Origin of the sequence: Rhodanobacter sp. PCA2, assembly GCF_013620825.1 — a bacterium.
Lineage (GTDB): Bacteria > Pseudomonadota > Gammaproteobacteria > Xanthomonadales > Rhodanobacteraceae > Rhodanobacter_A.
The window spans coordinates 229,587-249,660 of sequence record NZ_NJIC01000009.1; the positions used below are offsets into that span (position 1 = coordinate 229,587).

Genomic DNA, 20,074 nt, shown 5'->3' on the forward strand with positions numbered 1-20,074 from the left:
CCATGGATGGCCGTCCGTTTGATTTCCGCGATCAGGGACGATCGCAAAAGCAAACGTGGTGCGGCCGTGGATGGCCGCCCGTTTGATCCTCGCGACCAGGGACGATCGCAAGGGTGCCGGCAGGCCGCCGCCTTCCTACCTCTTCCGCCGCCACGCCACCCACGCCGCCAGCAGCGCGCCTGCCGCGTACCAGGCCGCATCGGCCGGGCGCAGGCCCAGCCGCACCAGCGCCAGCAGCATGCCGGCACCGGCCGTGCGCAAGGCCTCGGTGAGTCCCATGCCGAAGTCGCCGGCGAGCCTCACCGCGCTCATCAGCACGTTGAAGTAGAGCGCCGCCAGCAAGGTGGCGATGGCTGCCAGCACGGCGGCGCCGGGGCCGGGGCGGCGTACCCAGTGGCGGATCGCCCACGCCAGCAGCACGCCGGCCGGCAGCGCCAGCCAGGGCGCCGGCTGGCGCAGGTACATGGCCGCCACCATCCACGTCGCGCCCACGGCCAGGCCCATCATGGCGGCGCAGAACAGGGCGAAGAGGTACAGCGGCACGTCGCGCGGCTTCATTGCGGATGGCCGTGCAAGGGGAAACGGGGCATGCGGGGGTCCGTCAGGCAAAGCGCCGATCATAGCCGGTCGCCGCCGGTCGCCGCCTGGCGCTGCGCCGGCGTGCCGCGATTGCGTTCCGCCCGCGGTGCCCTGATCTGGAACAGGTGGACGGTGCCGCGCCGCGGCATAATGGGCAGCCTGGGCGCCGTGTCGCGCGCCCCCCTGGACGACGGATTGGCGAGTGGCATGAGCGGTTTCAGTCTGAGCAGCGAACCCTTCACCCTGATGCGCGACTGCGATGCGGTGATGGTGCCGCAAGGCGAGACGGTGCGCCTGCCCGCCGGCCAGATCGGCTACATCACCCAGGCGCTGGGCGGCAGCTTCACCGTGTACGTGGACGGCAACCTGTTCCGTGTCGCCGGCAGCGACGCCGACGCACTGGGCAAGGAGCCGCCGCCGCCGATCGAGGTGCCGGCGGACGCCACCGACGCCGACGTGGAAAAGCTGGCCTGGGACCAGTTGCGCACCGTGTTCGACCCGGAGATCCCGGTGAACGTGGTCGAGCTGGGCCTGGTCTACGACCTCAGCCTGGAGCAGCGCGAGGACGGCCAGCGCAAGGTCTACGTCAAACTTACGCTCACCGCGCCCGGCTGCGGCATGGGCGACATCCTGGTGGACGACGCCCGCACCAAGCTGGAGATGATTCCCACCATCGCCGAGGCCGACGTCGACCTGGTGTTCGATCCGCCGTGGAGCTACTCCATGATGTCCGACGCGGCCAAGCTCGAGACCGGGATGATGTGAACCGTTGCTTCCCCCGGGATGCGCCACCGGACGATTCGGGCGGCGCCGGCAGGCGGGATTCCTTGCATGTCCTATGATCGCCGCATGATTTTGCGACTCCTGCAGCAGCAAGGTGCCGGGCGGAGCGCCGCCCGTCCCGGCGAGGCGCCGTTTCGGCGGCGGTCCCCATGCGGCTGCTGATCGCCGAGGATTCGCCCACGCTGGGGCCGGACCTGCGCGCGGCGCTCGCCCGCGACGGGCACGCGGCGGACCTCGCCGTCGATGGCGCGCAGGCGCTGGCGTTCGCCGCCGCCTATGCCTACGACGTGGTGATCCTCGACCTGATGCTGCCGAAGGTGGACGGCTGGGAGGTGCTGCAGCGTATCCGCCAGGGCGAGGGGCGTCCCGCCGTGCTGGTGCTGTCCGCGCGCGACCAGGTGGCTGACCGGGTGCAGGCGCTCAACCTCGGCGCGGACGACTACCTGGTGAAACCGTTCGCCTACGACGAACTGCTGGCGCGCATCCTTGCGATTTCCCGGCGCGGGCACACGCAGTCGCCGCTGCTGCGCGCTGGCCCGCTGGAAGTGGACCCGCGCGCCCGGCTGGCGCGCCTCGACGGCCAAGTGCTGGCGCTGACGCCCAAGGAGTACGCGCTGCTGGAAGCCCTGCTGGTCCAGCGCGGCACGGTGCTGGCGCGCGGCGAGCTGTTCGAGCGCCTGTACGACGCGCGCAGCGAGGCTTCCGACAAGGTGATCGAGGTGCTGGTGAGCACGCTGCGCGCCAAGCTCGCGCGCGCCGGCGTGCCGGAGCTGATCGAAACGCGTCGCGGGTACGGTTATGTCGTTGCGTGACTGGCTGTCCGGTTCCATCCATGGGCGGTTGCTGCTCACGCTGTGCGTGGGGCTGAGCCTGCTGATGGCCGCCATGTTCGTCTCGCTCGACTACAACATCGACCGCAAGATCTACCAGCGGCTCGACGACGACCTGCTGCAGCGTGCGCGTGGCGTCGCGGCATTGCTGGAAACCCCGCCCATCGACGTGGCGATGGCGCGCCTGCAGACCCTGCATCCCGCCTATGCCGGCGGCGGCCACACCGAATTCCTGCAGGTGTGGGACGCCGAGGGCCGTACCCTGGCGGTGTCCGGCAGCAATGTGGGCGGGCGGCTCGAACTGCCGACGGGCGTGAAGGCCAACCAGCCGCTCTTCTACGACCTCGCCTTGCCCGACAACCATCGCGGTCGCGCCGTGGCCTTGCGACTGCTGTTCCCGGGCACCAGCGAGCCGGCCACGCTGGCGGTGGCGGAGGAGCGCGAGCATGTCGACCGCTTCGAGCAGAGCGTGCACGTTGCGCTGCTGATGGGCGTAATCGGCACGGCCCTGTCGGCGGCGCTGCTGGCCATCGTCACGGTACGGCGCGGCCTGCGGCCCTTGCTGGCGTTCGGAAAGGCGGCGCGCGCGCCGGACGCCGCGCCGCACTTGCCGCAACAGCAGTTGCCGCGGGAACTGGCGCCGTTCGCGGAAACCCTCAACGCGGCCTTCGACCGCCTGCATGCGGGCATGGAGCGCGAGCGTCGCTTCTCGCGCGACGTTGCCCACGAACTGCGTACGCCGCTGGCCGAGATGCGCACCACGCTGGAACTGGCGCGGCGCGATCCGGAGGGCGGCTCGCTGGACAACGCCGTCGCCGCCATCGACCGCATGCAGCGCTGCATCGACAGCCTGCTGGCGGTATCCAGCTACGAATCCGGCCTCGCGCAACCGGAACTGGAGCCGATGGACGTGGTGCCCCTGCTGCGCCGGGCCATGGGCGCCGGTGCGCGGATCGATGCGACGCTGCCGGCGGAGGCCTGGGTGCAGTCCGACCCCGCCTTGCTGGAGCGCATCTTCGACAACTTGCTGCTGAATGCGCACGAATACGCGCCGCCCGGCAGTCGCATCGCGGTCGTGCTGGGCAAGGACCAGGGGCAATGGCTGCTGCGCATCGGCAATGCGGCGCCCGACTTGACCGAGGCGGACCTGCCGCACCTCGGGCAGCGCTTCTGGCGCAAGTCGCCGGCGCGCGAGGCGACGCGGCACGGCGGGCTGGGCCTGGCGCTGGCGAGCACGCTGGCCGCCGTGCTTGCCACGGTGTTGCGCTTCGAGCTGCGCGAAGGCGTGCTGTGGGCCATCCTGGGGCCAATGCCGGACATCGATTCCATCAATACCTAGGACGGCCTGATTTTGCTCGTCAGCCTTCGCCGGGATGACGGGCAAAATCAGACCCTCCGTATCCTGTCCATGGGGTCGCAGGCGCTTGATCCGGACCCGCGCTTAAGCAAAGCCAAAGCTCGAGCATCCAAAGCTTGCCAAGGCGGGTCCCGACGCATGCCGCGAAGACCTGGCCCTGTCGCCACTACAGAGAGAGGTCATCATGTCTGCCAACCGTTACGCGCCATGGGTGCGGCGCCTGCACTGGGCGGTCGCCTGGTTCATCGTGTTTGCCCTGGTGCTCATCGAGATCAAGGGATGGTTCCCGCGGGGTTCGGCCACGCGCACGGCCGTGAAGTGGGGGCACATGCAGTTCGGTATCGCCGTGCTGCTGCTGATGCTGCCCCGCCTGCTGGTTCGCCTGCGCCATGCGGCGCCCCCGATCACGCCGCCGCTACCGCGTTGGCAGGATGTGCTGAGCAAGCTCGTCCACCTGAGCCTGTACCTGCTTGCGTTCGCCGTGCCCTTGCTCGGCGTGTCGATGATGTTCATCGCCGGCAAGCCGTGGAACCTGCTCGGGCTGCCGCTGCCCGTGATGGCGACGCCCGATCCCGATCTCGCGCACGCGCTGGAAGGCATACACGAGACCATCGGCAACGTGCTGATGTGGCTTGCCATCGCCCACGCCGCCGCCGCCGTGTTCCATCACTTCGTGCAACGCGACGACACGCTGGTCCGCATGCTGCCCGAAGGACGCAAGCGCATCCGCTGATGCATGCCGCGCACGCCGCACTTTGCTGCGGCGTGCTGTCGCAGGCAGCGATCTGTCCGCAGCTTTAAGCGCCTTCAAAGCTGGCCATTCCGATACTCCCCAGCAGTCGATTCGGGAGATCAAGCATGCGCCGTTGGTTTGCAGGCCTCGGACTCGCGTCCCTGGTGGCTCAAGCTGCGTTGGCAGCTGGGCCGGTGGTCGCCGTGCCGACGGCGCGGGTCGAACGCACCGAACGCGTTCCGCTGGAACAGTTGCCGGTCACCGTGAAACTCCCGCTGGAAGGGACGTCGGTGGTGGTGGTGCCGTTGAGCGGCATCGTGCTCGACGTGCTGGTGCGCGAAGGCGATGCGGTGAAGCGCGGGCAGGCGCTCGCCAGGCTGCAGAGCCGCGAGGCGATGACGCTGGGCGCGGACCTGTCGGCTGCACAGGGCGCCTATGGCGTCGCTGCGGCGCAGGCGAAGCGCGACGAACAACTGCTGAAGGAAGGCATCGTGCCGCAGGCGCGGGTGCAGGCCAGCATCGCTTCGCGCGACGCCGCGGCGGCGCGCGTCCGCGAACTCCAGGCCGCCCGTGCCTGGGCGCCCGCGGTGACTGGGTCGGGCATGGGCGTCTACGAACTGCGGGCGCCGATGGCGGGCCGCGTGATCGAGCGCGCCGTGCAGCCCGGCGGCACCTACGATGCTCTCGCGAAGGCCTTCGTGCTGACTGCCGGACAGCGCGTGATGCTCGAGCTGCGGGTGCCCGCCTCGCTGGCCGGCCAGGTGCGCCGTGGCCAGGAGGTGCGCACCAGCGAAGGCGCCGTGGCGCACGTCAGCGAAACCGCCGGCGTGCTCGATGCGGCCAGCCAGACGGTGCTTGTCCGCGCGGAAGGAGATGCCGGCGCCTTGCTGCCCGGCATGCAGACCAGCGCCACGCTGTGGCTGCCCGCGCCGCCGGATGCCGTCTCGGTGCCCGGCAATGCGCTGCTGGGCGAAGGCGACGCCATGCGCGTCTTCGTGCGCACGGCCGCCGGGTTCCGCGCCGTGAAGGTGAGCCTGCTGGCCCGCGACGGCGAATCGCGGCGCATCGTGCGCGGCGAGCTGAAGCACGGCGACGAAGTCGCCACGGGCGCGCTCGACACGCTGCAGGCGCGCACGGCCACGGAGGGGCGGTGAGATGTTGCAGCGACTCATCGCATTCTCGCTGGCGCAACGCCTGCTCGTGCTGGTCGTGGCGCTCGGCCTGGTCGCGGCTGGCGCGTGGGCGTTCCTGCGCCTGCCGATCGACGCCTACCCGAACATCGCGCCCACCCAGGTCAAGCTGATCCTCAAGGCGCCCGGCATGACGCCCGAAGAGGTGGAGAGCCGCGTGGTCGTGCCGCTGGAAATGGAACTGCTGGGCGTGCCCAAGGCCGTGATGCTGCGCTCGACCGCCAAGTACGCCATCGCGGACATCACCCTCGATTTCCAGGAGGGCACGGACATCTACTGGGCGCGCCAGCAGGTGGCCGAGCGTTACGCCGGCGCATCGGCCGTCTTGCCCTCCGACGTGAGCGGCGGGCTGGCGCCGATGTCCACGCCGCTGTCGGACATGTTCATGTTCACCATCGAGGGCGGGCATCTTTCGCTGGCGGAGCGCCGCAATCTGCTGGACTGGACCATCCGGCCCGCCCTGCGCACGATTCCCGGCGTGGCGGATCTCAACGCGCTGGGCGGCGAGGTCCGCAGTTTTCTGGTGACGCCGGACCGTGCGCGGCTGTCCGCGGCCGGCCTGCATTTTCGCGACGTCGTCGATGCCGTCGAGCGCAACAACCGCAACGACGGCTCGGGCCGCCTGCGCGATGGCGGCGATGCGCTGATCGTGCGCACGGCCGGCGCCATCGTCACGCTCGACGACTTGCGCCAGGTGGTGGTCGCCATGCGCGGCGACGTGCCGATCCGCGTGGGCGACGTCGCCAAGGTCGGCTACGGCGCGGTGACGCGCTACGGCGCCGTCACGCGCGATGGCGAAGGCGAGGCCGTCGAAGGCCTGGTGGTGGGATTGCGCGGCGCCGATGCATCGCAGACCGTCGCCGCGGTGCGCGAGCGGCTGGCCGAGCTGCAGCGCAGCCTGCCGGCCGGGGTGCGCATCGAGACGTTCTACGACCGCGGCGGCCTGGTCGAGCGCGCGGTCGGCACGGTGCAGGAGGCCCTGATCGAAGCCAGCATCCTGGTGGTGATCCTGCTGCTGCTGTTCCTCGGCGACGTGCGCGCGGCGCTGGTGGTTTCGGTGACCTTGCCGCTGGCCGTGCTCGGCACCTTCCTGCTGATGCACTTCGTCGGCATGAGCGCCAACCTGATGAGCCTCGGCGGCCTGGCCATCGCCATCGGCATGCTGGTCGATGCGGCCGTCGTGGTGGTGGAGAACACGGTCAGCCGCCTTGCTCCCGCGGCGCATGGCGAGGCGGCGGCGCTTCCGCGCCTGCACCTCGTCTACCGCGCCGCGCGCGAGGTGGCGGCGCCGGTCGCCGCCGGCATCGTCATCATCATGCTGGTGTTCGCGCCCTTGCTGAGCCTGCAGGGACTGGAAGGCAAGCTGTTCGCGCCGGTTGCGCTGACCATCGTGTTCGCGCTGGCGACGTCGCTGCTGCTGTCGCTCACCGTGATACCGGTGTTGTGCTCGATGTTCCTGCGCGAAGGCGCGCATCGCGAACCCTGGCTGATGCGCCAGCTCGAACGCGGCTATCGCCCGCTGCTCGACTGGTCGCTCGCCCATGGCCGCGCGGTGGCGGCGATCGCGGTCGTCAGCCTCGGCGTCGGCGCCGTGGCCTACATGGGCACCGGCAAGACATTCATGCCCACCATGGACGAGGGCGACATGCTGGTGCAGCTGGTGAAGCCGGCCTCGGTCTCGCTGGAGGCCTCGCGCGACCTCGACCTGGAGATCGAGCGTGCCATCAAGGCGAAGCTGCCCGAAGTGGAGCACGTGATCGCGCGCCTGGGCTCGGACGAACTCGGCCTCGATCCGATGGGGCTCAACGAGACCGACATGTTCCTGCAGCTGAAACCGCGCAAGCAGTGGCGCGGCCCGGATGCCGCGTGGCTGGAACAGCAGCTGCGCGAAGTGATGGGCGGTTTCCCCGGCGTGGAATACGGCTTCACCCAACCCATCCAGATGCGCGTGTCCGAAATGCTCACCGGCAGCCGCGGCGACGTGGCGGTCAAGGTGTTCGGCACCGACCTGCAGATGCTCAACGAACTGGCCAACCGCGTCGCCGCCATCCTGGAGCGCACCAAGGGCAGCCAGGACGTGCTTGCGCAGACCCAGGAGGGCATGCGCTACCTCGGCGTGCGGATCGATCGCCAGGCGGCGGGTCGCTACGGGCTGGACGTCGCCGCCGTGCAGGACGAACTGCGCGCCCAGCTCGAAGGGCGCCGCGCCGGGGTGGTGATCGAACAGCAGCGCCGCACGCCGATCCTGGTGCGCGGCGACGAGCAGATCGCCCACGCGCCCGGACGCTTCGGGCAGATCAGCGTGGCTCGTGGCGATGGCGGCGAAGTGCCGCTGGAACAGCTCGCCAAACTCGAAGCCACCAGCGGCCCGGTGCAGGTGCGGCGCGAGAACGCCGCGCGCTATGCGCTGGTGCAGGCCAACGTCAGCGGGCGCGACCTGGTCGGCTTCGTCGCCGAGGCGCGCGCCGCCGTGGATCGCGAAGTGCACCTGCCATCGGGCTACCGCGTGAGCTGGGGCGGACAGTTCGAGAACCAGCAGCGCGCGGCGGCGCGCCTGGGGCTGGTGGTTCCGGCGGCGCTGGGCATGATCTTCCTGGTGCTGTTCTTCACCTTCGGCGCGGTGCGCGAGGCGCTGCTGATCCTCTGCAACGTTCCCTTCGCCATGGTGGGCGGCGTGGTCGCGCTGTGGCTGTCGGGCCAGTACCTCTCGGTGCCGGCGTCGGTGGGCTTCATCGCCTTGCTCGGCATCGCCGTGCTCAACGGCCTGGTGCTGGTGTCGTTCTTCAACCAGTTGCGCGAGTCCGGCATGCCCCTGGCGGACGTGGTGCGCGAGGGCGCGCTGCGCCGCCTCCGTCCGGTGTTGATGACGGCCTCCATCACCGCGCTCGGGCTGGTGCCGCTGCTGTTCGCCAGCGGCCCGGGTTCCGAAGTGCAGCGGCCGCTCGCGGTCGTGGTGATCGGCGGCCTGGTGACCTCCACCGCGCTGACGCTGTTGCTGATGCCGGTGTTGTTCCGTCGCTTTTGCGCCACGAGATAAGCCATGCCGTACGTACTGAAAAGATTGACCCTGGTGGCGCCGCGCGCGCTGGAAGAGGACCTCGTCGCGGCCCTGCTGGAAATGCATCCGGCGTTGCCCGGCTTCACCACCGCGCAAGTCGCCGGCCACGGCGAGGGCTTCGAGCAGGCGCGGGTGGCGGAACGGGTGCAGGGGCGCATCGACCGCGTGTTGCTGTGGCTGGTGCTGCCGGCGGAAACGGTGGACCGGGTGCTGTCCCGGCTGCGCGCGGCGCTGCCGCAGAGCGAGGTGGTGTGGTGGGTCGAACCGGTGGAGACCATGGGGCGGCTGGCATGAAGCGCTGGATCGGACTGCTGCTGGTCATGGCCTGTGCGGCGGCGCATGCGGCCGATGGCGATGATCCCATGCTGCCGCCGGCCAGCCTGGTGCTGCAGGCGGTCAGCGCCACGCCGGAGGTGCATCGCGCCGAAGCCTGGGTGGCGGCGGCCGATGCGCAGGCGCGCATGCGTGCCGTGGGCAGCCACGAGGCGCAGGTGACGGTGATCCCCCAGCGCCGCCGCGTGCAGGGCGACCGCGACTACAACGAATGGGAGCTGGATGTGGCGCGGCCGGTGCGCCTGCCCGGCAAGGCGCGGCTGGATCGCGAGATCGGCGCCGCCGGGCAGCAAGCCGCCCGGCTGTTGCTGGAAGACGCCCACCATGCCGCCGCGCGGCGGCTGCTCGCCGCGTGGTCGCAGTGGCAACGGGCGCGGGCGGAACACGAGCAATTGCGGCAACTGGTCGAGATCGCCCGGCGCGACCGCGACACGGTGGCGCGGCGGGTGCAACTGGGCGATGCCGCCGAGCGCGAGCGCCTCGCCACCGAGTCGGCGCTGGCGCAGGCGCAGGCGGCGCTGCTGCGCGCGCAGTCGACCCTGACCGGGGCGGAGCTGGCGTGGCGCAGCGAGTTTCCCTCCGTGCCGCTGCCGGAGCGCACCGCTGACGGCACGTACGCGCCGCCCGCGCTGGACGGCGACGACGGTGCCTGGGTGCAGCTGATCGTGACGCGCAGCCACGAAATCGGCGCGAGCGAAGCCTTGGCGCGGCAGAAGGACGCCGAAGCGCGCCGTGCGCGCGCCGACCGCGTGGCCGACCCCACGCTGGGCATACGCATGCTCAACGACCTGGGCGGCCGCGAGCGCGCCTACGGCGTGGTGCTGGGCATTCCGCTGGGCGGCAGCTATCGGCGCGCGGCTGCGCTCAAGGCCGACGCCGACACGCTGGCGGCCGAAGCGGATCTTGCGACCGTGCGGCGCGACATCGGGCGCGACGCGCGCATGGTGGTGGCGGCCGCGCGGGCGGGTCACGCCATCTGGGAAAGCCGGCGCGAGGCGCTGCAGGTCACCAGCGCCAGCGCCGCCAAGGCGGCCCGCGCCTATGCGCTGGGCGAGGCCGGCATCGCCGAGCTGCTGGCCGCGCGGCGCGCCGAGCAGGAGGCGATGCTGGCCGAGCGCCAGTCGGCCATCGACGCGCTGGAAGCGGTGACGCGGGTGCAGGTGGATGCCCATACGATCTGGCACCGCCACGACGACCATGACGAGCCGTCCGACGCTGCCGGTCCGCCCGCGCTTCCCGATTCCGGTGGGTAAGTGGCGCTGCGGATTTCGCCGCGGCCCATGCCGGGCATGGGCGTCGTGACGAGCCCGTGCCGCCGCAGGGACCACCCTGCCGCTGCCTCCGCAACGAAGACGCCGCTCAGCCCTTCACTTCCTCGAAGCGGTTTTCCGCACGGTTCTTGCGCACCTTGGCCGGGTCCCACACGCGTCCGTTCATGGCGATGTAGACGCCGTCGGGCAGGGTCTGCACCGCGGCCACCGCGCAGCCGATGTTGAACACCGCGTCCGAGCCCTGGAAGCGCGCGGGGTTCAGCGCGCCGGTGAGCACGATCACCTTGCCGGGGATGCCGGCCAGCACCTTCGCGGTTTCCACCATGGTGTCGGTGCCGTGCGTCACCAGCACGTGGCGGTGCGGCTGCGCCTCGATGGTGGAACGCATCAGCGCGCGGTCCTCGTCGGTGACGTGCAGGCTGTCCTTGCGCAGGATGGGGATCACGTCGAACTGGAACGCCACGCCCAGCTGGCCCAGGATCTCGCCGATCTGCGGCGCGCCGATCTTGTAGTCCGACTTGTCGTCGAAGTAGATCTTGTCGATGGTGCCGCCGGTGGTGACGATGGTGAGATGCTGCATGGTCGAAGCCGAGTGGATGGAAAGGCCGCCAGTCTAACGCTCCGCCGTTCGCGGCCGTAACCGGCAGTTGCGCCCCGGTCGGCTTACGCTCGTTCCAGCCCCCATTGCCGGCAGCACGCGTCCATGGCGCGCGCCGAGGCGAGCCGGAGCTTGGGCAGGGCGAGCTGGCGATGGATTTCCGCGTAGCGCCGGCGGTTCCCCGGCGTGACGATCGCGATGTGGTGGAGCATCGCCCACGTGATGCGGTCGCGACCGCCTGCCAGCCCGCCAGCGCGCGTGCGCCCGGACAGGCACCGGTTCACGTAACGGAACAGGCTGAGCGGGGTGGGGATGTCCAGCAGGATCACGCCCGTCGCCCGGCGGAACCGCTGCGGCATGCATCCGGAATAATTTCCGTCCATCACCCAGGCGTCGCCCCGGATCGCCTCGTCGTGCAGGGCCAGGAATTCGCCCGGAGGCCGCGGCTGCCAGTCCGTGTGCGGAAGATGGTGCAACTGGTCGAGATGGACCACCGCCAGCCCGCACTTGCGCGCGATCGCCTCCGCCAGCGTGGACTTGCCGCTGTTGGAGGGGCCGAGGATGCAGATGCGCCGCCCCAGTTCCGGCAGCGGCAGCCACGCGGCTTCGCCGGAGGGCGCCATCACTCGCCCAGCAGCAGATGGGTGTCGTCCGCACCGGTATCGGCCAGCCGCAGCAGGCCGTGGCCGAGGAAGCGGCGCAGGGCGGCGGCAGGGCGGTTGTCGCCGCGCGCCTGGGCCCATGCCGCCTGCCGGGCCAGCAGCGCCGCCGCCGCGCTGCGCGCGAGCGTAAGCGCGAGGCCACGCGCGCCGGCTTCCAGCGTGGCGCGGTCGGTGGATGGCGTGTCGAGGTGGCCGGCGGCGGCGTCCAGCGCGGCGTCGATGGCGAACGCGGCGTGCGGGTCCGCGCCCTGCAGCCAGCCGGCCACCGCGCTGCGCAGGCCGCCCAGCCCGTCGCCCGCCAGTGCGCGCAGCGCATCCAGCGACAGCACGTTCGTGGTGCCTTCCCAGATCGCGTACACCTGCGCGTCGCGCAGCAGTTGCGGCAGGCCGGTGTCCTCGATGTAGCCGGCGCCGCCGAAGCATTCCATGGCCTCGGAGCAGATGCGCACGGCGAGCTTGCCGGTCCACAGCTTGGCCAGCGGGGTGAGCAGGCGCAGCAGCTGCGCCTCATGCGGCGCAGCTGCGCCGTGTTCCACGCGGCCCAGCAGCTGCGCCACCTCGAAGGCCAGCGCGAACGCGCCCTCGAATTCGGCCTGCATGTCGGCCAGCGTCTGCGCGTGCAGCGGCTGCTCGATCAGCGGGCGACCGAACGCCTGGCGCCGCGCGGCGTAGTCGCGCGCCAGCGCGATCGCCCGCGCCATGCTGGCGATGGCGCACACCGCGTTCCAGGTGCGCGTGACGTTGAGCATCGGCGCCACCTGGCGCACGCCGTTCGCCAGTTCGCCCAGCGGCCATGCGGGCAGGCCGTCGAGATGGATCTCGGCGGTGGGCAGTTCCTGCGTGCCCAGCTTGTCCTTGAGGCGGTCGATCAGCAGCCCGGGTTTGCGCTGCGCGCCGTCCATGGTTTCCACGTAGAACAGCGCCAGCGCGCCGGAGCCGGCACCGGCGCCTTCGGGGCGCGCCAGCGCCAGGGCGGCCTCGCCGACCACGGCGGAGCTGAACCACTTGCGGCCATGCAGGCGCCACTGGCCATCGGCGCCCTGCCGCGCCACGGTTTCGGTGTGCCCCACATCCGAACCGCCGTGCGTCTCGGTCATCCACTGGCCGCTGAGCCAGAACGTCGCGGCGTCGCGGCTGAGGAAATGCGGCAGCGCGCGCTCGATCAGTGCCCGGTTGCCGGAAGCCTTCAGCGCGGTCGTCGCACCGTCGGTCATTGCCAGCGGGCAGGTGTAGAACTCGCTGGCCACGTGGTAGAGGTAGACGCGGGCGAATTCCTCCAGCCGCGCGTGCTCGTGGTTCTCGTGGCCGCTGGCGAGCACCGCGTGGCGCGTGGTGAGCTGCGGCCCTTCCTGCCACGCGGCGGTCAGCTCGATGCGGTCGACGCGCCGACCCCAGGCATCCCACTGCGTGAGCACCGGCTTGCGCCGCGTGGTCACGCCGGCCCGCTGCCACGCCATCAGCGCGTAGTCGCCCAGCGCATCGAGATCGGCATCCAGCGCGGCACGGCGCGAGGCGGGCAGGGCGCGGTCGAGCAGCGCATGCAGCAGGCGGTCGCTGCGCCACGGATGCGGCAGTTGCGGTGCGTCTTGCAGGAATCCCATGGGCACTCCAGGCGTGGCCTGCCGAGGAAGATCTGATCTTGCCCGTCGTTCCTGCCTTCGCAGGAATGAGGAGCAATCAGTCGATCAATCAGACCTTCCCGAGGAGTATAGGCAAATGGCGGTGGCGTGCCGTGAAGCGTCCGGCCTCAGTCCGCCACGATCGCATCGAAATCCACCAGGTCACCCGCTTCGCCGCGCACGTACAGGCGCTTGCGGCGGTGCGGGTAGTCGCAGATGTCCTGTTCGAGGCGCTGGCCGGCCACCAGCAGCACGAGCGGGGCGTCGCTGGTGTTGGTGATGACGTGGGCGGGACCGTTGCGCGGGAAGCCGAGGAAATCGCCGGGGCCGATGGCGTGGCTCTGCTCGTCGATCAGCGCGTGCCCGTGTCCGGCCAGCACGTAGACGCACTCTTCCTCGTAGTGATGGACGTGGTATTCGCTGGAGTCGCGGCCCGGCGCCAGCTCGATGCGATGGAAGCCGAACCGGGTGAGGCCGGTGGCGTCGCCCAGCGACTTGCGCAGGCGCAGCGCGTTCGGGTTCAGCGGGTGGGGACTGGGCACCGCCTGCATGGCCTCGATGTCGGCGGCTTTCAGCAACGCGCGGGGCTGGTTCATGCGGGTCTCCCGGTCGGTGGATGAAGCGGCGTCAGCGGCGCGGACGGCGCACGCCTGCGCCCAGGGCGCCGATCAGCAGCAGGGTCAGCGCGATCTCGGCCAGCGCTAGCGCGCGTTCGGCCGGCGCGCTCCACGCTTCGGCCACGCCGTGGCAGAAATAGAACAAGGCGAGGATGCCTACCCACAGCAGTGCGCGGCGCGGCTGGCGCAACGCGGCCAGCGGCAGCAGCAGCGGGACCACGGTGATCGCCAGCACCGCTGCCACGGGCAGGCTTTGCGACGGCTGCAGCCAGCCGTGCCAGAGCAGTTGCAGCGTGGCGAGCGCGGCCCAGGCGGCAAGGCCGAGCTTCTGTTCGATCGGCAATGCAGCAGCGCTCATGCGCCCGCGGCCAGTTTGCGGGCGGTTTCGGCGAGGCGGCGGCCCAGCGCGCGGCTCAGTTCGCGTTCGTGTTCGCTGATCGCGTTCTCGCCCCTGGGGCCGGCGACGTGGCTGGCGCCGTAGGGTGAGCCGCCGCTCTGGGTGGCGGTGAGCGCGGGTTCGGTGAACGGGATGCCGAGCAGCAGCATGCCGTGGTGCAGCAGCGGCAGGGCCATCGTCAGCAGGGTGGATTCCTGGCCGCCATGCATGGTGCTGGTGGAGGTGAACACGGCGGCGGGCTTGCCCACCAGCACGCCGCTGGCCCATTCGGCGCCGGTGCTGTCGAGGAAGTATTTGAGCGGCGCGGCCATGTTGCCGAAGCGGGTGGGGCTGCCGAGTGCGAGGCCGCTGCAGTCGGCGAGGTCCTGCCTGGTCGCGTAGGGCGCGCCCTCGTCCGGCACCGGCGGCTGCGCGGTTTCGGTGACCGGCGCCACCGGCGGCACCTGGCGCAGGCGCGCGCGCATGCCGGGAACTTCCTCGATGCCGCGTGCGATCAATCGCGCCAGCTGCGCGGTGTGGCCGTTGCGGCTGTAGTAGAGGACGAGGATGTCGTTCATGCGTGTGGGCGCGGTGGGGGCAATGCGTTAGTGTAGAAGCTATCCCGGCATTCGTTCGCCCGGGCGCGGGCCCGCAGGGCCGAAGCCGGAGTGCAGGGCGTCGCGGACGCCCGGCGGTCCCTTCTCGCGGAACCCCGTTCCGCCACGCCCGGCCCGAACGCAGCCGATTTTGCGAGCCACCCATGAATCTGCGTTTCGATCGCGACCGCCTGCAGAGTTTCGGCCGCTTCCTGTGGCAGCGCTTCGTCGACGACAAGTGCTTCGAGACCGCCGGTGCGCTGTCCTACACCACGCTGGTGTCGCTGGTGCCGCTCACCGTGGCGGTGCTGACGATGTTCGCGGCGTTCCCGATGTTCGAGAACGCGCGCGAGACCCTGCTGAATTTCGTGTTCAGCAATTTCGTGCCGGCGGCGGGCGAGAAGGTGCAGGAGACGCTGCTGGCGTTCGCCACGAACGCGCGCAAGCTCACCGGCATCAGCATCCTGGTGATGCTGTTCAGCGCGCTCTCGATGATGGTGAGCATCGAGGACCGGCTGAACCGCATCTGGCGCGTGCACCAGCCGCGCGGCTGGGGCTCGCGGCTGCTGCTGTACTGGGCGGCGCTGACGCTGGGGCCGATCCTGGTGATGGGCGGCATCGTGCTCACTTCCTACGTCACCGCGATACCGATGCTGCAGGCCGCGAGCGGCCAGCTGATGAGCATGGGCCAGCGCCTGCTGAGCACGCTGCCGTTCGTGGTGACCTTCGTCACGTTGTGGATGATGTACGTGCTGATCCCCAACAGCCGGGTGTCGCGCCGAAACGCGGCGATCGGCGCGCTGCTCGGCGCGCTGCTGTTCGAGATCGCGCGCTGGGGCTTCGCGCGCTTCGTGCAGCATGCGCAGACCTACCAGGACATCTACGGCGCGCTGGCGGTGATCCCTATCTTCCTGCTGTGGATCTACCTGTCGTGGGTGATCGTGATCCTCGGCGCGTCGATTGCCGCATCGGTGTCGGCATTCGATTACCAGCCGCCCACCGAGACGCTGCCGGCCGGCGCCGAGTTCCTGGGCCTGCTGCTGGTGCTGCGGCACTTCATCGACGCGCAGCGTTGCGGCGCCAGCGTGGACCCGGCGTCGATCCGCGCGCGCGAGCCGCGCCTGAGCAGCGCCCGGGTGGCGGCGTATTTCGACGATCTGCAGCGCGCCGACCTGATCCAGCGCGGCGAGTCCGGCGGCTGGCTGCTCAGTCGCAGCCTGGATACCGCCGACCTGCTGCGCGTGTATCGGCACAGCGACTACCGCCTGCCGCTGCAACCGACGCAGGAGGCGACGACGCTGGGCCTGCAACTGCCGCGGGAGCTGCTGGCGATGCTGGCCGAACTTGCCGCCGCCTTGCGTTCCACGCTGGCGACGCCGCTGGGCCAAGTCTTTCCGGTGAGCGCCGGAACCCCCGAACCACAGGATCATTCCGCATGAACAGATTCCTTCGCCTTGCCGCGCTGCTGTTGCCGCTGGCGTTGCTGGGCACGGCGCAAGCCGCGATGCCCGCGTATCCGTCCATCCGCGTCACCACGCTGGACGGCAAGCCCTACGACCTCGCCGCGCAGCGCGGGCACTGGGTGATCGTGAATTTCTGGGCCACCTGGTGCGTGCCGTGCATCGCGGAGATGCCGGAACTCTCGCATTACGTGGCCACGCACCCGAACGTGCGCGCGATCGGTCTGGCCTACGAGGACAGCGAGGCCGCCGACATCCAGGCCTTCCTCAAGAAGCACCCGGTGTCGTATCCCGTCGCCCAGGTCACGCTGGACAAGCCGCTGAAGGATTTCGACGAACCGCGCGGCCTGCCCACCACCTGGCTGATCGCGCCGGACGGCACGGTGGCGACACACTTCATCGGCCCGATCGATGCCGCCAGGCTGGATGCGGCGATCGGCGCGGGCAAGCGCTGATGCCGGCAGCGCGCTTCCTCGTCGCAGGCAAGGTGCAGGGCGTGTTCTTCCGCGCCAGCGCGCGCGAAGAGGCGCTGCAGCTTGGGCTGACGGGCCATGCGCGCAATCGCGCCGACGGTTCCGTGGAAGTGCTGGCCCAGGGCGAGCCCGGCGCGCTGGCCGAACTGGAACGCTGGCTGCGCCATGGGCCGCCCCTGGCCCGCGTCGAATCGCTGACGCGGGAAGACCTGGCGGAACAGCCGTTGCACGGTTTCGGCATCGGCTGAAGCCGCGCGTTCAATACACCTGCGGCACCCGCAACGCCCGCGCGGTGACGCGTTCGCTCCTGGGTTTGCCGTGCAGCTTCGCCAGCTTCACCTTGGGCGCCTCCACGTCGGTGTTCGGCAACTGGTCGATCAGGTGGCGGATCAGGTTCAGGCGGCCGAGCTTCTGGTCGTTGTAGTCGGCCACGAACCACGGCGCGTTCGGCGCATGCGTGCGCTCGATCATGCGGTCGCGCAGCTTGCCCATCTCGGCGTACTTGTCGCGCCCGGCGATATCCACCGGCGACAGCTTCCAGCGTTTCAGCGGATCGTCGGCGCGTTCGGCGAAGCGTTGCTCCTGCTGCTCCTGGTCCACCGCCAGCCAGTACTTGAGCAGGATGATGCCGTCGTCGGTGAGCAGCTTCTCGAACACCGGCGCGGCCTCCAGGAAGCGCTCGGTGTCCGCCTTGCTGCAGAAGCCCATGGCCGGCTCGACCACGCCGCGGTTGTACCAGCTGCGGTCGAACAGCACCATTTCGCCGGGGTTGGGCAGGTGCGCGACGTAGCGCTGGAAATACCACTGCCCGGCTTCCCGCTCGCTGGGCTTGGACAGCGCCACCACGCGGTAGCCGCGGGTGTCGATGGACTCGGTGATCGCCTTGATCGTGCCGCCCTTGCCGGCGGTGTCGCGGCCTTCGAAGATCACCAGCAGGCGCTTGCCGCTGGTGTGCAGCCAGCGCTGCACGCCCAGCAATTCGATCTGCAGCGCCTCGAGTTGCTTCCGGTAGTTCGTGGTCTTGGCCATGCGCGACGCTCCTGCGGAAGGTCGGGGCAGTATAGGCCGCGCGCTCGCGCGCGACGGCGGCTCAGCCGCCGGCCAGCGCCTTCAACTCGTCCGCCTGCGCCTCGCGGGCCAGCGCGTCGAACAGTTCGTCCAGCTCGCCTTCCATGATCTGCGGCAGGTCGTGCAGCTCCAGCCCGATGCGGTGGTCGGTGACCAGGTTGTCCTTGTAGCGGTAGGTGCGGATGCGCTGGCTGCGGTCGCCGGTGCCGACCTGCAGGCGGCGCTGCTGCGCCTGCGCGTGGCTCTGCTTCTCGCGTTCGGCGTCGAGCAGGCGGGCCTTCAGCAGGCTCATGGCGCGGGCGCGATTCTTGTGCTGGCTGCGCTCGTCCTGGCATTCCACCACCGTGCCGGTGGGCAGGTGGGTGATGCGGATCGCCGAGTCGGTCTTGTTGACGTGCTGGCCGCCGGCGCCGGAAGCGCGGAACGTGTCGATCTTCAGGTCCGCCGGATTGATCGCCACGTCCTCGATCTCGTCCATCTCCGGCAGCACCGCGACCGTGGCCGTCGACGTATGGATGCGCCCCTGCGCCTCGGTCGCCGGCACGCGCTTCACGCAATGCGCGCCGGATTCGAACTTCAGCCGCGAATACGCGCCCTGGCCGTCGATGCGCGCGACGATCTCCTTGTAGCCGCCGTGCTCGCCTGCGTGTTCGCTGAGGATTTCCACCTGCCAGCGCCGGCGCTCGGCATGGCGCGCGTACATGCGGAACAGGTCGCCGGCGAAGATCGCCGCCTCGTCGCCGCCGGTGCCCGCGCGCACTTCGAGGTAGAGGTTGGCCTCGTCGCGCGGGTCCTTCGGCAGCAGCAGGACTTGCAGTTCGCCGTCGAGTTCGGCCAGGCGCCGCTCCAGCCGCGCGATGTCGTCGGCGGCCATGTCGGCCAGTTCGGGATCGTCCAGCATCGCGCGTGCCTCGGCCAGTTCGCGCGTGGCGGCCGCGTGCTCGCGCAGCGCGGCGGCCACGGGTTCGAGCTGGGCGTATTCGCGCGACAGCTCGCGGAAGCGCGCGCCGCCGGCGAGCACGTCGGGCTGGGCCAGCAGCAGGCCGATCTCCTCGTGGCGTTCGGCGAGGGTTTCGAGTTTGCGGTGGATGGATGGCGTCATGGGCACGAGGCGGGAAGCGGGAACGGAACGGCCGACGGGGCGGCCGCGCGAGACGCAGGAGGCGGCAGCCAGCCGCCCTCGCTAGACCTTCCGCGTTTCCGGGTCTTCCTCGTCCAGGCCGTACAGGCGGCCGGCCGCGTGCAGCAGGTCCAGGTCGCCGGACAGCGCGGCTTCGCGCAGGCGCGCGCTGGGGTGGTGCAACAGCTTGTTGGTGAGCGTGTGGGCGAGGAAGCCCAGCGCTTCCTCGGGCGACTTGCCGCGCGCAAGCATGGCGCGGGCCTTGTCCAGCACCTCGTCGCGATAGCCCTCCGCGTGCTGGCGCAGGTCCAGCGCCGGATTGTGCAGGGTGAGCGCGCGGCGCCAGGCCATGTAGCGGTCCACCTGCAGGTCGATGATGGCGTCGGCTTCGCGCGCGGCGGCGGCGCGCGAGCGGCGGTTGTCGTCGATCACCTGCTGCAGGTCGTCGATGCCGTAGAGGTAGATGTCGGGCAGCTCGGCCACCGAGGGCTCGATGTCGCGCGGCACGGCGATGTCCACCAGGAACATCGGCTTGCGCCGGCGCGCGGCCAGCGCCTGCTCGACCATCGCGCGGGTCAACACGGGCTGGCGCGCGGCGGTGGAGGAGATCACCACGTCGGCCTCGGCCAGGTGCTGCGGCAGGTCGGCCAGCGCGACCGCGTAGCCGCCGTAGCGGCCGGCGAGGTCCTGCGCGGTTTCCAGCGTGCGGTTCGCCACGATCAGCCGGCGCGCCTGCTTGTCGGCGAGGTGGCGCGCGGCCAGTTCGATGGTGTCGCCGGCGCCGATCAGCAGCACGCAGGCCTCGCGCAGGTCGGCGAACACCTGCTCGGCGAGGCGCACCGCGGTGAACGCGACCGACACGGTGTGCGCGCCGATCCGGGTTTCCGTGCGCACCCGCTTGGCGACCGCGAAGGTGTGCTGCAGCAGGCGGTCCAGCGGCGCCTTCAGCGTGTGCGCCTCGCGCGCGAGCTGGTAGGCGTCCTTCACCTGGCCGAGGATCTGCGGTTCGCCGAGCACCATCGAATCCAGTCCGGTGGCGACGCGGAACAGGTGGCGCGCCGCGTTCTGCTCGTCGTGGCGGTACAGGAACTCGTCCAGCTTGCCGGGAGTCAGACGGTGATGGCGGTTCAGCCATGCCTGCGGCAACTGCTCGGCGCCGGCGGCCACGCTCACGTACAGCTCGGTACGGTTGCAGGTGGACAGGATCATCGCCTCTTCCACGCCGGGTTCGCGCTGCAGCTCGTACAACGCGGCGGTGGTGGCTTCGGGGTCGAACGCCACCTGTTCGCGCAGGGTGACCGGCGCGGTGAGGTGGTTGAGCCCGAGGGCGACGAGAGGCATGGCTGGGCGA

21 protein-coding genes are annotated in these 20,074 nt (G+C 70.5%); 11 read left to right on the forward strand and 10 right to left on the reverse strand.

Features of this window, described 5'->3' with window-relative positions; genetic code table 11:
- Window positions 1-135: 135 nt before the first annotated feature.
- Window positions 136-558 carry a hypothetical protein gene (locus tag PCA_RS03170; protein ID WP_181300874.1) on the reverse strand — a complete coding sequence of 141 codons (423 nt, stop codon included), beginning with the start codon at window positions 556-558 and terminating at the stop codon, window positions 136-138.
- A 228-nt stretch (window positions 559-786) separates the two neighbouring features.
- On the opposite strand from PCA_RS03170, the gene sufT reads away from it, so the two are divergent.
- The 8 genes from sufT to PCA_RS03210 all read left to right on the forward strand — a co-directional run bounded on the left by sufT (window position 787) and on the right by PCA_RS03210 (window position 10,116).
- Window positions 787-1,344: a putative Fe-S cluster assembly protein SufT gene (sufT, locus tag PCA_RS03175; RefSeq protein ID WP_181300876.1), complete on the forward strand. Its 558-nt coding sequence runs from the start codon at window positions 787-789 to the stop codon at window positions 1,342-1,344.
- Between the two features lie 167 nt (window positions 1,345-1,511).
- Complete coding sequence (locus PCA_RS03180) at window positions 1,512-2,174, forward strand: response regulator transcription factor (protein ID WP_181300878.1); 663 nt, start codon at window positions 1,512-1,514, stop codon at window positions 2,172-2,174.
- Window positions 2,161-3,531, forward strand: coding sequence for a histidine kinase dimerization/phospho-acceptor domain-containing protein (locus tag PCA_RS03185; RefSeq protein ID WP_181300880.1), 1,371 nt, complete (start codon window positions 2,161-2,163; stop codon window positions 3,529-3,531). Before PCA_RS03180 ends, PCA_RS03185 begins: the two co-directional genes overlap by 14 nt.
- 202 nt (window positions 3,532-3,733) lie before the next feature.
- Window positions 3,734-4,282 (forward strand): cytochrome b, encoded by a 549-nt coding sequence (locus tag PCA_RS03190; protein WP_181300882.1) that lies wholly within the window; start codon window positions 3,734-3,736, stop codon window positions 4,280-4,282.
- A gap of 203 nt (window positions 4,283-4,485) precedes the next feature.
- Entirely contained in the window at window positions 4,486-5,436 is a 951-nt protein-coding gene (locus PCA_RS03195; RefSeq protein WP_181300884.1) for an efflux RND transporter periplasmic adaptor subunit, read from the forward strand.
- Between the two features lies 1 nt (window position 5,437).
- A complete protein-coding gene (locus PCA_RS03200; RefSeq protein WP_181300886.1) occupies window positions 5,438-8,509 on the forward strand; it encodes a CusA/CzcA family heavy metal efflux RND transporter in 3,072 nt (1,023 codons plus the stop codon).
- A gap of 3 nt (window positions 8,510-8,512) precedes the next feature.
- Window positions 8,513-8,824, forward strand: a complete 312-nt coding sequence (locus PCA_RS03205) for a DUF3240 family protein (RefSeq protein WP_181300888.1) — start codon at window positions 8,513-8,515, stop codon at window positions 8,822-8,824.
- Window positions 8,821-10,116, forward strand: coding sequence for a TolC family protein (locus PCA_RS03210; protein WP_181300890.1), 1,296 nt, complete (start codon window positions 8,821-8,823; stop codon window positions 10,114-10,116). Before PCA_RS03205 ends, PCA_RS03210 begins: the two co-directional genes overlap by 4 nt.
- Before the next feature lie 106 nt (window positions 10,117-10,222).
- Here the strand turns inward: PCA_RS03210 and PCA_RS03215 are convergent, their stop codons facing one another.
- From PCA_RS03215 to wrbA, 6 genes are all read right to left on the reverse strand, one after another.
- The gene (locus PCA_RS03215) at window positions 10,223-10,714 is read right to left on the reverse strand and encodes an asparaginase domain-containing protein (RefSeq protein ID WP_181300891.1); all 492 of its coding nucleotides are present in this window, start codon (window positions 10,712-10,714) and stop codon (window positions 10,223-10,225) included.
- An 83-nt stretch (window positions 10,715-10,797) separates the two neighbouring features.
- Entirely contained in the window at window positions 10,798-11,355 is a 558-nt protein-coding gene (locus PCA_RS17490) for an AAA family ATPase (RefSeq protein WP_255436620.1), read from the reverse strand.
- A complete protein-coding gene (locus PCA_RS03225) occupies window positions 11,355-12,995 on the reverse strand; it encodes an acyl-CoA dehydrogenase family protein (protein ID WP_181300893.1) in 1,641 nt (546 codons plus the stop codon). Before PCA_RS03225 ends, PCA_RS17490 begins: the two co-directional genes overlap by 1 nt.
- Window positions 12,996-13,141: 146 nt before the next feature.
- The gene (locus tag PCA_RS03230) at window positions 13,142-13,609 is read right to left on the reverse strand and encodes a cupin domain-containing protein (protein WP_181300895.1); all 468 of its coding nucleotides are present in this window, start codon (window positions 13,607-13,609) and stop codon (window positions 13,142-13,144) included.
- Between the two features lie 31 nt (window positions 13,610-13,640).
- Window positions 13,641-13,988, reverse strand: coding sequence for a DUF2069 domain-containing protein (locus tag PCA_RS03235; RefSeq protein WP_181300897.1), 348 nt, complete (start codon window positions 13,986-13,988; stop codon window positions 13,641-13,643).
- Window positions 13,985-14,584, reverse strand: coding sequence for an NAD(P)H:quinone oxidoreductase (wrbA, locus tag PCA_RS03240; RefSeq protein ID WP_181300899.1), 600 nt, complete (start codon window positions 14,582-14,584; stop codon window positions 13,985-13,987). Before wrbA ends, PCA_RS03235 begins: the two co-directional genes overlap by 4 nt.
- Before the next feature lie 182 nt (window positions 14,585-14,766).
- Between wrbA and PCA_RS03245 the strand changes: the two genes are divergently transcribed.
- Genes PCA_RS03245 through PCA_RS03255 form a run of 3 tightly spaced genes read left to right on the forward strand, consistent with a single transcriptional unit; the run spans window position 14,767 to window position 16,783 of the window.
- Window positions 14,767-16,041, forward strand: coding sequence for a YihY family inner membrane protein (locus PCA_RS03245; protein ID WP_181300901.1), 1,275 nt, complete (start codon window positions 14,767-14,769; stop codon window positions 16,039-16,041).
- Complete coding sequence (locus PCA_RS03250) at window positions 16,038-16,517, forward strand: TlpA disulfide reductase family protein (protein ID WP_181300902.1); 480 nt, start codon at window positions 16,038-16,040, stop codon at window positions 16,515-16,517. The genes PCA_RS03245 and PCA_RS03250 overlap by 4 nt, the downstream gene beginning before the upstream one ends.
- On the forward strand, window positions 16,517-16,783 hold the full coding sequence (locus PCA_RS03255) for an acylphosphatase (RefSeq protein ID WP_181300904.1): 267 nt from the start codon (window positions 16,517-16,519) through the stop codon (window positions 16,781-16,783). Before PCA_RS03250 ends, PCA_RS03255 begins: the two co-directional genes overlap by 1 nt.
- A gap of 10 nt (window positions 16,784-16,793) precedes the next feature.
- Here the strand turns inward: PCA_RS03255 and ppk2 are convergent, their stop codons facing one another.
- The 3 genes from ppk2 to hemA form a co-directional block, all read right to left on the reverse strand.
- Window positions 16,794-17,564 (reverse strand): polyphosphate kinase 2, encoded by a 771-nt coding sequence (ppk2, locus tag PCA_RS03260; RefSeq protein ID WP_181300906.1) that lies wholly within the window; start codon window positions 17,562-17,564, stop codon window positions 16,794-16,796.
- A 61-nt stretch (window positions 17,565-17,625) separates the two neighbouring features.
- Window positions 17,626-18,705 (reverse strand): peptide chain release factor 1, encoded by a 1,080-nt coding sequence (gene prfA, locus PCA_RS03265; protein ID WP_181300908.1) that lies wholly within the window; start codon window positions 18,703-18,705, stop codon window positions 17,626-17,628.
- An 81-nt stretch (window positions 18,706-18,786) separates the two neighbouring features.
- The gene (gene hemA / locus PCA_RS03270) at window positions 18,787-20,064 is read right to left on the reverse strand and encodes a glutamyl-tRNA reductase (RefSeq protein ID WP_181300910.1); all 1,278 of its coding nucleotides are present in this window, start codon (window positions 20,062-20,064) and stop codon (window positions 18,787-18,789) included.
- Window positions 20,065-20,074 lie beyond the last annotated feature (10 nt).

Excerpts from the sequence above, each read along its gene's own strand:
- PCA_RS03205 (WP_181300888.1), top strand. The coding sequence starts at position 8,513 with ATGCCGTACGTACTGAAAAGATTGACCCTGGTGGCGCCGCGCGCGCTG.
- PCA_RS03200 (WP_181300886.1), top strand. The coding sequence starts at position 5,438 with ATGTTGCAGCGACTCATCGCATTCTCGCTGGCGCAACGCCTGCTCGTG.
- PCA_RS03225 (WP_181300893.1), bottom strand. The coding sequence starts at position 12,995 with ATGGGATTCCTGCAAGACGCACCGCAACTGCCGCATCCGTGGCGCAGC.
- PCA_RS03230 (WP_181300895.1), bottom strand. The coding sequence starts at position 13,609 with ATGAACCAGCCCCGCGCGTTGCTGAAAGCCGCCGACATCGAGGCCATG.
- PCA_RS03215 (WP_181300891.1), bottom strand. The coding sequence starts at position 10,714 with ATGCAGCATCTCACCATCGTCACCACCGGCGGCACCATCGACAAGATC.
- PCA_RS03185 (WP_181300880.1), top strand. The coding sequence starts at position 2,161 with ATGTCGTTGCGTGACTGGCTGTCCGGTTCCATCCATGGGCGGTTGCTG.
- PCA_RS03250 (WP_181300902.1), top strand. The coding sequence starts at position 16,038 with ATGAACAGATTCCTTCGCCTTGCCGCGCTGCTGTTGCCGCTGGCGTTG.
- PCA_RS03170 (WP_181300874.1), bottom strand. The coding sequence starts at position 558 with ATGAAGCCGCGCGACGTGCCGCTGTACCTCTTCGCCCTGTTCTGCGCC.
- hemA (WP_181300910.1), bottom strand. The coding sequence starts at position 20,064 with ATGCCTCTCGTCGCCCTCGGGCTCAACCACCTCACCGCGCCGGTCACC.
- PCA_RS03190 (WP_181300882.1), top strand. The coding sequence starts at position 3,734 with ATGTCTGCCAACCGTTACGCGCCATGGGTGCGGCGCCTGCACTGGGCG.
- prfA (WP_181300908.1), bottom strand. The coding sequence starts at position 18,705 with ATGACGCCATCCATCCACCGCAAACTCGAAACCCTCGCCGAACGCCAC.
- PCA_RS03180 (WP_181300878.1), top strand. The coding sequence starts at position 1,512 with ATGCGGCTGCTGATCGCCGAGGATTCGCCCACGCTGGGGCCGGACCTG.
- PCA_RS03210 (WP_181300890.1), top strand. The coding sequence starts at position 8,821 with ATGAAGCGCTGGATCGGACTGCTGCTGGTCATGGCCTGTGCGGCGGCG.
- sufT (WP_181300876.1), top strand. The coding sequence starts at position 787 with ATGAGCGGTTTCAGTCTGAGCAGCGAACCCTTCACCCTGATGCGCGAC.
- PCA_RS17490 (WP_255436620.1), bottom strand. The coding sequence starts at position 11,355 with ATGGCGCCCTCCGGCGAAGCCGCGTGGCTGCCGCTGCCGGAACTGGGG.
- PCA_RS03255 (WP_181300904.1), top strand. The coding sequence starts at position 16,517 with ATGCCGGCAGCGCGCTTCCTCGTCGCAGGCAAGGTGCAGGGCGTGTTC.
- PCA_RS03235 (WP_181300897.1), bottom strand. The coding sequence starts at position 13,988 with ATGAGCGCTGCTGCATTGCCGATCGAACAGAAGCTCGGCCTTGCCGCC.
- ppk2 (WP_181300906.1), bottom strand. The coding sequence starts at position 17,564 with ATGGCCAAGACCACGAACTACCGGAAGCAACTCGAGGCGCTGCAGATC.
- wrbA (WP_181300899.1), bottom strand. The coding sequence starts at position 14,584 with ATGAACGACATCCTCGTCCTCTACTACAGCCGCAACGGCCACACCGCG.
- PCA_RS03245 (WP_181300901.1), top strand. The coding sequence starts at position 14,767 with ATGAATCTGCGTTTCGATCGCGACCGCCTGCAGAGTTTCGGCCGCTTC.